The organism is Lutibacter citreus (genome assembly GCF_003260195.1).
GTDB classification, from domain to species: Bacteria; Bacteroidota; Bacteroidia; order Flavobacteriales; family Flavobacteriaceae; genus Lutibacter; species Lutibacter citreus.
On record NZ_QEIH01000011.1, the window covers coordinates 119,783 to 131,336 of the forward strand.

9 protein-coding genes are annotated in these 11,554 nt (G+C 31.3%); all 9 read left to right on the forward strand.

Annotation, left to right across the window (positions count from 1 at the left end):
• Window positions 1-452: 452 nt before the first annotated feature.
• Window positions 453-3,557 carry a SusC/RagA family TonB-linked outer membrane protein gene (locus DAD81_RS19245; protein WP_111709947.1) on the forward strand — a complete coding sequence of 1,035 codons (3,105 nt, stop codon included), beginning with the start codon at window positions 453-455 and terminating at the stop codon, window positions 3,555-3,557.
• A 35-nt stretch (window positions 3,558-3,592) separates the two neighbouring features.
• Window positions 3,593-5,017 (forward strand): RagB/SusD family nutrient uptake outer membrane protein, encoded by a 1,425-nt coding sequence (locus tag DAD81_RS19250; RefSeq protein ID WP_111709956.1) that lies wholly within the window; start codon window positions 3,593-3,595, stop codon window positions 5,015-5,017.
• A gap of 23 nt (window positions 5,018-5,040) precedes the next feature.
• Window positions 5,041-5,985 (forward strand): PKD domain-containing protein, encoded by a 945-nt coding sequence (locus DAD81_RS19255; protein ID WP_157961196.1) that lies wholly within the window; start codon window positions 5,041-5,043, stop codon window positions 5,983-5,985.
• An 11-nt stretch (window positions 5,986-5,996) separates the two neighbouring features.
• Complete coding sequence (locus tag DAD81_RS19260) at window positions 5,997-6,926, forward strand: polysaccharide lyase family 7 protein (RefSeq protein WP_111709949.1); 930 nt, start codon at window positions 5,997-5,999, stop codon at window positions 6,924-6,926.
• 8 nt (window positions 6,927-6,934) lie between these two features.
• Window positions 6,935-7,846: a polysaccharide lyase family 7 protein gene (locus DAD81_RS19265; protein ID WP_245949369.1), complete on the forward strand. Its 912-nt coding sequence runs from the start codon at window positions 6,935-6,937 to the stop codon at window positions 7,844-7,846.
• A gap of 162 nt (window positions 7,847-8,008) precedes the next feature.
• A complete protein-coding gene (locus DAD81_RS19270; RefSeq protein ID WP_111709951.1) occupies window positions 8,009-8,716 on the forward strand; it encodes a FadR/GntR family transcriptional regulator in 708 nt (235 codons plus the stop codon).
• A gap of 211 nt (window positions 8,717-8,927) precedes the next feature.
• Window positions 8,928-10,229: an MFS transporter gene (locus tag DAD81_RS19275; protein WP_111709952.1), complete on the forward strand. Its 1,302-nt coding sequence runs from the start codon at window positions 8,928-8,930 to the stop codon at window positions 10,227-10,229.
• 35 nt (window positions 10,230-10,264) lie between these two features.
• A complete protein-coding gene (locus DAD81_RS19280; RefSeq protein WP_111709953.1) occupies window positions 10,265-11,029 on the forward strand; it encodes an SDR family NAD(P)-dependent oxidoreductase in 765 nt (254 codons plus the stop codon).
• A gap of 68 nt (window positions 11,030-11,097) precedes the next feature.
• On the forward strand, window positions 11,098-11,554 hold a 457-nt coding region (locus tag DAD81_RS19285), incomplete at its 3' end, for a sugar kinase (RefSeq protein ID WP_179950081.1).

Sequence of the window (11,554 nt, forward strand, 5' to 3'; positions counted from 1 at the left end):
ATGAAGAAATTAGAGATATTAATGGTTTTTACTAAAACGTTGTAGTGTTTTTCACTAAATATTGTAAATAATTTAAATAATATTTTTTTTTAACTACTATTTAACATATATTTGGTAAACCAAATTGGTAAACCAGATTGGGAAACCAAATTAAAAGAACTAAAACAAGTTAATTCATTTAAATTATTAGATTATCAATGACAAAAAAAATAAAATAAAAAAAAGGATAGTTGCACCTATCCTTTTTAGTAGTTACTCCTTTTCTGAGGGAAGTAAAATTTAAACATGTTCATTTTAAAAAAACATGAATTCTGCAAAATTACAAAAAAACATTTTAGTATTCAGAATCTATTTTTTTAAAGTGAAAGGCCAATTCAAGACTAACAATCTATATGATTAATACCGCAGTGGTATTAAAAAAAAACTAAGACTTTAACGTAAAAAATTAAATTATGAATTTAAAAATTAGGCTAACTCTAATATTAATATTGATTCTCAATATTACTGTTTTTGCACAAGGGAGCTTTATATTAAAAGGAAAGGTGGTATCACAAGATGATGGTATGCCAATTCCAGGTGTTTCCATTTTAATAAAAGATTCGGCTAAGGGGACTTCAACAAATTTTGATGGAGAATATGAATTAGAAGTTAAAAGTGGTGACGTACTTGTTTACTCATTTATGGGATATGCAAGTCAAACGGTTGCTATAACAAATCAAACAAGTTTAAATGTATCTCTAAAAACTGATACTGCAGCTCTAGATGAGGTTGTAGTTATTGGTTATGGTACTTCAAAAAAATCTCATTTAACTGGTTCAATTTCAAAAGTAGTTAATGATAATTTAGATCAGGTTGCTGTATCTAGGGTTGATGATGCTTTAGTAGGGCAAGTTTCAGGTGTTAATATTCAGGCAACAGATGGAGAAGCTGGGGCAGCACCTACTATATCTATTAGAGGTGTAGGTTCTATGGCTGGAGATTCAACTCCATTAATAGTGGTTGATGGAGTTATTGTAGACTCAGATTTTTTAGGATCTTTAAACATGAACGATGTACAGTCTTTTGAAATATTAAAAGATGCTGCTTCATCTTCTATATACGGTTCTAAAGGAGCTAATGGTATTATAATGATATCTATGAAGCCTGGTTTAGATGGTAAAACAAGGGTAAATTACAGTACATATACTGGTTTTAAAGAAGCACGACACAGTGATGCTTATACTTTTTCAATTGCTGAAACTGCTGCTGCAGAACTTGCCGCTAATGGTGTATTGTCTGATAGAACAAAATATAAACAACTTATAGGAGTTGATCGTTCTTGGCAAGATGTGATTTTTGATGGTGGTACTATTACAAGTCATTCTTTATCTTTAAGAGGAGGAAATGATAAAACTAAGTTTGCAACAAGTATGAACTATTCAGATGATGAAGGTGTTTTGTTAACTGATAATTTCACAAAGTATGGAATGAGGCTTAAATTAGATTCTAAATTGAATGATAAGATTTCTATTGGTGCCAGTTTTAGCCCTTCGTATACAGATAGAAGACGTTTTGATGGATCTACTCATGATATAAATAGACAAACAAATTGGTTGCCAGTTTATCATGATGCAAACACAATACAATTTGTAGATAGAGCAATTTATCCAGATGTTGCAATTGGTGATTATGCTACTCAACGTCATTTTGATAATTATGATTTATATGGTGATGGAAGTACACTTGTAGATATTAGTAATACATCTAATACCAATCCTGCTGCCAAAGTATTAGAGCGCGAGCGTTACGATAAGAAATTTAAATTATTTAGTAGTTTTTATGGTCAATATAAGATTAATGATGATTTAACTTTTAAAAGTATGGTTTCGGGATCTTATCAAGATACCAAAAGATCAAGATGGCAAGGTGTTTTATCTAACAGAAATGGTGCTTCTGCAGCGCAGATGAATGAAATTTCTCAAAGAAGTATTTATTTAATTTCAGATAATTTCTTTAACTATAATAAAAGTTTTGATAAGCACGATATTGGAGCAACATTAGGTATGGTTTTTGAATCAAGAGATGAGTTCTTTTCATCTATTTCAGGTACGGGATATACCAATGATGGTGTTAAGCAAATTACAAATGCAGCTACAATTTCTGGAGCTGATGCTTTTGAATGGGAAAAGAACGGAATATCATATGTGTCTAGATTTAATTATGCTTACGATAATAAATACTTAGCATCTATAAGTATGAGACGAGATGGAAGTTCAATTTTCGGGTCGGAATATAAGTATGGTAATTTTCCAGCAGCATCTTTAGGTTGGAATATTTCAAAGGAAAGCTTTTTAGAAGATAGTGATGTTGTTAATAATTTAAAGTTTAGAGTTAGTTACGGTGTTACAGGTAATGACCGTTTAAATACTGGTAGTGTAAACCCAGATTCAAGTAGTAGTACAAGTAGTTTAAGTACAGGTGATAAATTAGTTGACTTCTATCCATCTTTGGCTTTATTATCTGCTACTACAGCAAGTGTAAATGGAGCTCTTCAGTCTGGTTTTTCTCCACTAAATATTGCTAATCCAGAATTAAAATGGGAACGTTTAATTGAAATTAATCCAGGTATAGACTTTGGGTTTTACAATAACGTAATTTCAGGTTCTATAGATTGGTACCAAAGAACAAGTGATCAATTATTATTAAATAACCCAGTATCTTATACAACTGGTTTTTCTAATGCATTGGTTAACTTAGGAGAGGTTAAAAACCAAGGTTTTGAGTTAGAGTTAAGAACAAGAAATATATCTAATGAAAACTTTAGTTGGAAATCAGCAGTAATTGCTACTACTAATAAAAATACATTAGTTGATTTCGCAGATTCTAATGGGCAAATTCAGAATATTGATGCTAAAAGAGCTGCAGAATGGATTAATTTAGAAGGTATGCCGGTTTCAACTTTTTATGGTTGGGTTGTAGATAAAGAAATTCCATTAGAATATTTAAATAACGCGTATCATCCAGTAGGAGGTGAAGCACAAGATGTGTATGTAAAAGATTTAAATGGAGATGGATTAATTGATGATGAGGATAAAGCGGCTCTTGGAGATCCTTATCCAGAATTAGTGTGGAGTTTTACCAATGAGTTTAAAATTGGGAATGTAGATTTTAGTTTTATGTTTCAAGGATCTCATGGTGCTGAAATTAGAAATATGGGAGATCAGTATATCTTGAATCACTTTAATAGCGGTCAGGATTTTGATCCAACAATTACTCCAGATCAAGATTTTATTAAACAAAAGATCTTTACAGATGCTATCATTCAAGATGCCTCTTACATTGCATTACGTAATATTAACCTTGGTTATAATTTTTCTGAAGATGTATTGTCTAAATTCAAAATTTCTAAGTTAAGAATTTATGCAGCAGGGCAAAACTTAATGTATAAAACGGCTGATGATTATACCGGATTTAATCCAGAATCTGTTGATAAAACAGGACCTACAACGTATGGTTACCAAAGAGCAGGATCACCTATATATAGCACTATATCTATTGGGTTAAATGTTGACTTTTAATGATACACAGTTTAATAAATAATTATAAAGATATTATGAAACAAATAAAATATATAGCTTTACTTATAATAGTAAGCGTAATTGCTTCTTGTAGTAGTGATTACTTAGAGCCAGTTCCAAATTCTGGTATAACTGCCGATTCATATTTTAATAATGCAGGTGAAGTAGAAACTGGAATTATTGCAATTTATGATGCTTGGCAAGGTGTAAACAGTACTAATTTAAGTGATAATCACAGTTTTCAATATGAGTTTTATCTTACTGAAATGCGTAGTGATAACACTAGAACTAAATCTCAAGAAGGTGAAGCAGCACAATTTGAATTCTACAATGTAGAAGCAACGAATGGTATTGTTGCTAACTATTATGCAAGTATGTATAATACAATTTTTAGAACTAATATAGTTTTAGATAACTTAGGTGTTGTTACAGATATTGATAAAGCTTTATCTTTTGAGGCTGAAGCTAAATTTAACAGAGCATTAGCTTATTTTAATTTAGTTAGACTTTACGGTGACGTGCCATTAATTGATAAAGTTATTTCACCATTAGATATTGAAGTTCAGTATACAAGAGTTGTAACATCTACTGTTTATGAGTTAATAGTAAGTGATTTAACTACAGCAATAAGTGGTTTAGATAATACTTATAAAACTAGAGCATCAAAAGCTGCTGCACAAGCATTATTAGCTAAGGTACAATTAACTTTAGGGAACTATTCTGAAGCGAAATCACTTTGTGAAGATGTTATGGGGAGTGGATTTGGTTTAATGGATAATTTTAATGATGTATTCTATAGTGAAAGAAATAAAGAAATTATTTTTGCCATTGGTTATGAGTCTGCATTATCTTCAGATAGCCAAAATTTTTCATCAGAATGGATGAACGGTGTAGGTAGAACAAGTGGGGTTAATTATGTAACAAATGATGTAATAACTGCTTTAGATGCTTTTGGAGGAGATAGAACACAATATTCATATAGAAATGATGCAAGTCAAACAACACAAAACCAGGTAACTAAATATTTGCCTAATGGTGAAAGTGGTGGAGATGATGGTAAAACATTTATTAATGATGCTACTTTGGCAGGTAATGATTGGATTGTATTACGTTACGCTGATGTTTTATTAATGCATGTTGAAGCTATATTAGCAGGAGGAAATGAAACTGTTGATGGTTCAGCACTTTCTTCATTCCAAAAAGTAAGAGATAGAGCTGGTTTAACATCGCCTGTAACAATAGTAACTAAAGATGCATTGTTATTAGAAAGACGTGTAGAATTAGCTTTTGAAAATCATAGATTATTTGATTTAGTTAGATTTGGAAAAGCAGAGTCTGTACTTTCAGCTTTTTCAGCTACTTATGGTTTAGGATATTCAACTTCTGATTTATTATTACCTATACCTCAAAGAGAAATTAACCTAAGTAATGGTATAATGAGCCAGAACCCTGGTTATTAAAATTAATTTAAAAAAAGTTAAAAATGAAAATATTTAATTTAAAAACACGGTTGTTGATAATGATCAAGAGTGCTTTAGTATTAGTTTTAATAGCTTCTGTGTCTTCTTGTGATCCTACTATGGATTCATTATCTTATGATTTGCCAGATGCAAATTCAAAAGCAGATTTAACGCCACCAGCTGCTAGTTTTTCAGCAGCAGAATCGGAAGATTTTTTAACCTGGACATTTGGTAACACATCTTCAAGTGCAACAGATTATACATGGAATTATGGTGATGGAAATTCATCTACTGGTGTAGATGGAGAAAATACGTTTCCAGATGAAGGAACTTATACAATAACGTTAACCGCGACAGATAAACTTGGGGCTACTAGTACATTCTCTAAGCAAATAGAAGTTGTAGAACCACCAATACCGGCAGCAATTAATCCGGAAGTTATAAATGGTGATTTTACCGACGGAGGAGGTAGCTGGAAATGGCCTTCTTTTACAGGAGGTACAAAAGATGCTTTTAATGGTAGTAGTGATGGTTCTAATATTAATTATGATGGTTCAGATAATGGAGGTAAAACAGCAGGTGCTAAATGGACAAATGGTACATCTTCAGGGATTTATAGAAGTTCTAAATCTAGATTTGCCGGTCAAAATTTAACAGTTTCTCCCGGTAGAGAATATGTTTTAGAATATGAATATGCTATTAAAAATGATAATGATGGCAATAGTGGAGCTAAAATAGTTGGAGAAATATTGGATGGTCATTTTACTGATGGTGCAGATGCCCTTGCTAGTTCAGATGCTGGTCCTATAGTAAGAAATGAAGGAACTAACCTTTTAGGGAAAGGGAATTTTACATTAGTGAGACAGTCTTTTACTGCGAGTGATTCTGGTTTAGTTTCCATATTTATTTGGGCAGAAACTCAACAAGATGCTTATGTTGACAATGTAAAAGTATATCCAGCAGATTAATTTATAATAAAATGAAAAACATCCAAAAAGAATTATTAGTATTTATATTTTCAATATTTCTATCTGCAAACGTTTCTTGTCAAGCACAGAAAAGTAACATTTCAGAATCGGGTGTTAAAATTGAAAAATCTAACAAAAAAAAGAAAAAGAAGAAGAGAAACAAAAAGGTAAAACTTCCAATGATTGATTTAAGTCATTGGAAAGTTACCTTACCAGTGGCTAATGATGAAGGAAAGCCTATTGAAATTGATCCTCCTGAAATTTTAAATTTTGCTAAAATAGATGTGGCAAAGCCTTATATGTATATAGATTCTACTAGAGGAGCTATAGTTTTTCATGCAATGCCAACTAATTCTAAAACTAAAAACACGAAGTATACACGTTCAGAATTAAGAGAGCAAATGGAGCCTGGAGATAATAATGTAAATTGGACCTTTAAGCAAGGTGCTAATATGAAGGGTAAATTAGCTATGGATGCAACAACTAAAGATTCTGATGGTAAATACCATAGAACCATTATAATGCAAATTCATGGGCGATTAACAAATGAACAACGTGATTTAATTGGTGAAGATGATAATAATGCACCACCTATTTTAAAGATCTATTGGGATAATGGAAAGATTCGTGTAAAAACAAAAGTTTTAAAAAACTTAAATGCAACTGTACCTGAAATACTTCATGAAGATGCTTGGGATGATGATGATGGTTTTAATTTTGACCAGAAAGTTGATTTTAGAAAATTCACTTTGGAAGTTAAGGTTAGTGAAGGGAAAATGGTAATTGTTTTAAACAATAGTGAGTACAAAGTTTATGAAAATGTTCACATAGAAAAATGGGGCGTTTTTGAAAATTATTTTAAAGCTGGGAACTATTTTCAATCAAGAGATGAAGGTTCTTTTTCAAAAGTTAGGTATTACGAATTAAAAGTAAGTCATTAAATATTATTTTGAAATCAACTAAATACAGATTTGGATTTTTAAAAATACTAGTTTCCATAGTTATTTTTGCAATGCTTAGTGTTTCTTGTAATAAAAATACTGAAATTGAAGATAGACCTGATTTTGTATATATAGAAAAAGAAATTCCTGAAGTTGTATATAATCTTCCTAATATTAATTTAAATAATTGGAAAGTTACTTTACCTATAGGAAGACCAACGGAGGTATTACCTCCAGAAATTTTGGAATACGCAAATAATGAAATGTTGAAACCATTTATGTATAACGATTCAATTAAAGGAGCCCTTGTGTTTTACACATATCCTGAAGCATCAACTGCAAATTCTTCTTATTCAAGAACAGAATTAAGAGAGTTAATGAATCCAGAAGATAAAGGAGCAACAAATTGGAATTTTGATCAAGGTGGAAATATGAAAGGAACACTTTCTATGGAAGACATATCAAAAGATAGTGATGGGAATTACCATCGAGCTATAATTATGCAAATCCATGGAAGATTAACAAATGAACAAAAAATTTTAATAGGGGAAGATGATAATAATGCTCCGCCAATGCTAAAAATATATTGGACAGATGGGTATGTTAGAGTGAAAACTAAAGTTTTAAAAAATTTAAATTTATCAGATACTGAAATATTGTATACAGATGCTTGGGGTGATGATGACGGACATACTTTTAATGAGTATGTAGGGTTTAATAAGTTTACTATTGAAGTTAAAGTGACTAAAGGAAAAATGGAAGTGATATTAAATAATAATGAGTCTGTTGTATATGATGATATTCATATAGAAAAATGGAGTATTTTTGAAAATTATTTCAAAGCTGGGAATTATCTAGTGAGTAAAGATATAAAAGCATTTTCGAAAGTAAATTATTATGATTTAAATATAAGTCATTAATTAAATAAGAAGTTTAATAATAGAGTTTGAGATAAATTGAGTTTAGTTTTTTTGGAATTTACTAATCCATTTAATGGATTAGTAAACCCAAAATGTAATAGATAAAAAGGATAGTTAATTTTTTTTATATTTATCCCGAAATCTGATTAACCAAATAAGAGCATGAAGTTTGATACACTTATAAAAAATGAAAATAGTACAATTCAAAATCGAATAATTTCTGAGATTAGGGATCTAATAAATTATAAGAATTTGGAACCTGGAGATAAGCTTCCTTCTGAAAGAATGATGTCTGAAAAGTTTGAGGCCAGTAGAAATAATATACGTGAGTCAATACACAGATTGGAATTTTATGGATTGTTAAAATCTATTCCTCAAAGTGGGACTTTTATTGCTAATATTGGAATTGTAGCTTTAAATGGAATGGTTGATGATATTTTAAGATTAGACGATCCTGATTTTAAATCATTAGTTGAAACCAGAATTTTGTTGGAATTAAAAACTGCGAGATTAGCAGCTTTGAGAAGAACAAACGAAGACCTTGATCAAATTAAAGGAGCATTAGAAGCATATTCAGAGAAAGTATTGAACGGGGTAGATGCAGTTCAAGAAGATTTATTGTTTCATCTGGCAATTGCAAAAGCTGCAGGTAATAGTACTTTAAATACATTAATGCTTATGATTACACCTGAAATAATTACAAATTTTGAGAAGTATCATGTATGTGATACAGGTAATTCAAATGTAGGGATAAAAGAACATACAGCTATTTATAAGGCAATTAAAGAACAAAACCCTAAAAAGGCAAAAGAAAAAATGAAAGTTCATTTTAAAACTCTTTATCAGTATTGTTATAATTTAAAAGATTAAAAAGAAAAATAATCATTGTGATTGCACAGATCAATGTTTATTAGTATTCAATAGAGGGAAGTAATACAGCACATAACTACACAATTTCTAGAAGATTATTTTTTCTAGTTTAAAATATAAAAGCGTACTTATTTATTGTATTATTAAATGACTAAAATTGGGTTGGTCAGCAAATCTATGTTTTAAAAACCCAGATTAAATTTAATAAGAAATGAAAGTAAAAGGATTAAGATGGTGGGTAATTGCTTTAATTGCTTTAGCAACTGTAATTAACTATATTGATAGACAAGCTCTGGTAGTTTTATGGCCAAGTATATCAGAAGATTTATACCCTGATAAAACAATGACAGAAAGAAAAGAAATTTATGCTTTAATTTCTGTAGTATTTATGTTTTCATATGCCTTCGGACAGTCAATTTTCGGAAAAATATTTGATAAGCTTGGAACACGAATAGGTTTTGTTTTATCTATTGGTTTTTGGTCTATATCTACGGCTCTTCATGCTTTAGCAAGTGGAGTGTTAAGTTTTGCTATTTTTAGATCTATGTTAGGAATATCTGAGGCAGGAAACTGGCCAGGGGCAGCTAAAGGGAACGCAGAATGGTTTCCAGCTTCTGAAAGGGCATTTGCGCAGGGATTGTTTAATTCTGGAGCAGCAATAGGAGGTATTGTAGCCATACCAACCATTGCTTATCTAACAGTACATTTTAGTTGGCAAATGATATTTGTTATCATTGGTATTATTGGTTTACTTTGGTTAGTTCCTTGGTTAATAATAGTAAAAGCTCCGCCAAGAAAACACTCTTGGTTAACAGATATTGAAAGGGATTACATACTTGCAGGACAGGAAGTTAATGAGGAAGATAACGAAATAGCAAAGGAGTATAATCCTCCAGTTAAAGAATTACTTTCTCGTAAACAAAGTTGGGGAGTTATTATTGCTTCTGCGGCAATAGATCCAATATGGTGGTTATTTGTATTCTGGATTCCTTTATATCTTTCAGAAGTATATAATATGGATGTTAAAGCTATTGGTATTTACGGATGGGTTCCTTATGTAGGAGCGATGCTAGGTGCTTGGTTTGGAGGTTTATTAGCTCAAAATAGATTGAAATCGGGGTGGAATGTTAACAAGACTCGTAAGATGGTAATAACTCTTGGATGTCTTATTATGCTTCCTGCCTTATTAGCATTGTCAAATCCAGGTTCACCTATGGCTGCAGTATTGATAATGGCAGCAGTTCTTTTTGGGTTTCAAACTGCAATTGGAAATGTACAAACACTGCCAAGTGATTTATATGGAAAGAAAACTGTAGGAACACTTTCAGGTTTTGCAGGGACAGCAGCTAAATTAACTGGAGCAGGTTTAGTCGCTTTAGTTCCAATGTTAACAAAAGGAGGTAATTATGCGCCAGCTTTTATTCTTGGAGCAACTCTAGCATTTATAGTATTAGCAAGTGTATGGATTTTAATTCCTAAAATTGAAGCATTGAAAGCTAAAAATTCAAAATAAATATAATATTAATTAGAAAAATAAAATTTAGTAAAATGAGTAATAAAAACGGAAAAGTAGCTGTAATCACTGGTGCTACTGGTGGAATAGGTTTTCAAGTAGCAAAAAGATTAGGTAAAGATGGTTATACTGTAGTTTTAAATGGTATTGAAGATGAAGCAGGAGCTAAAAGAGTTGAAGAACTTGCTGCAGAAGGAATTAAGGCAGAGTATTTTGGGTTTGATGTAACAAGCGATAATGCTGTAACTTCTAACATAAAAGCAATTGGAGAAAAGTATGGTAAAATTGATTTGCTTGTAAACAATGCAGGTGGATTAGGTGGAAGATCTAGATTTGAAGAAATGACAACTGAATTTTATAGATTTGTTATGGCTTTAAACCTTGATTCAGTATTTTTTGCTTCAAGAGCAGCAATTCCATACCTTAAAAAAGGAGAAAATGCTTCAATAATTAATTACACATCTAATGCAGGATGGAATGCAGGAGGACCTGGAGCTGGAATTTATGGAACTTCTAAAGCAGGAGTCCATGCAATAACTAGAGCATTAGCAAAAGATTTGGCTGAATATGGAATTAGAGTAAATGCTGTATCTCCTGGTACAATTGATACACCATTCCACGCTCAAATTAAAGCAACTAAACCAGAAGTTTTTGCTTCTTGGAAAAATAACATTATGCTTGGAAGAATTGGAAAACCTGAAGAAGTAGCTTCAGTTGTTTCTTTCTTAGCAAGTGATGATGCATCTTTTATAACAGCTGAAACTATCCAAATTGGAGGTGGACAAGCTTTAGGAATTTAATTTATAATTAATTTAAAAATTGGCGTAGAGGTTATCTACGCCAATTTTATAATATCAAACTTATTACAATGAATAAAGTAGTAACATTTGGAGAAATCATGTTAAGATTAGCTCCACACGGATTTTTAAGATTTTCACAATCAAATAGTTTTGATGTAATTTACGGAGGAGGAGAATCAAACGTAGCTGTATCTTTAGCTAATTATGGTGTTCCTGTAGATTTTGTAACTCGTTTACCAAAAAATGATATTGGTGAATGTGCTATGATGGAAATGCGTAAAAGAGGTGTAAACTGTGAGAATATTATTTGGGGCGGAGACCGATTAGGAATTTACTTTTTAGAAACTGGAGCTGTTAATAGAGGTAGTAAAGTAGTTTATGACAGACAACATTCTGCCATAGCCGAAATTCAACCTGGTATGATAGATTGGGAAAAAGTTTTTGAAGGATCAAATTGGTTCCACTGGACTGGTATTACACCTGCAATATCTCAAGGTGCTGCAGACGCTTGTTTAGAAGCTGTAA

Excerpts from the sequence above, each read along its gene's own strand:
- DAD81_RS19270 (WP_111709951.1), top strand. The coding sequence starts at position 8,009 with ATGAAGTTTGATACACTTATAAAAAATGAAAATAGTACAATTCAAAAT.
- DAD81_RS19280 (WP_111709953.1), top strand. The coding sequence starts at position 10,265 with ATGAGTAATAAAAACGGAAAAGTAGCTGTAATCACTGGTGCTACTGGT.
- DAD81_RS19275 (WP_111709952.1), top strand. The coding sequence starts at position 8,928 with ATGAAAGTAAAAGGATTAAGATGGTGGGTAATTGCTTTAATTGCTTTA.
- DAD81_RS19250 (WP_111709956.1), top strand. The coding sequence starts at position 3,593 with ATGAAACAAATAAAATATATAGCTTTACTTATAATAGTAAGCGTAATT.
- DAD81_RS19255 (WP_157961196.1), top strand. The coding sequence starts at position 5,041 with ATGAAAATATTTAATTTAAAAACACGGTTGTTGATAATGATCAAGAGT.
- DAD81_RS19260 (WP_111709949.1), top strand. The coding sequence starts at position 5,997 with ATGAAAAACATCCAAAAAGAATTATTAGTATTTATATTTTCAATATTT.
- DAD81_RS19245 (WP_111709947.1), top strand. The coding sequence starts at position 453 with ATGAATTTAAAAATTAGGCTAACTCTAATATTAATATTGATTCTCAAT.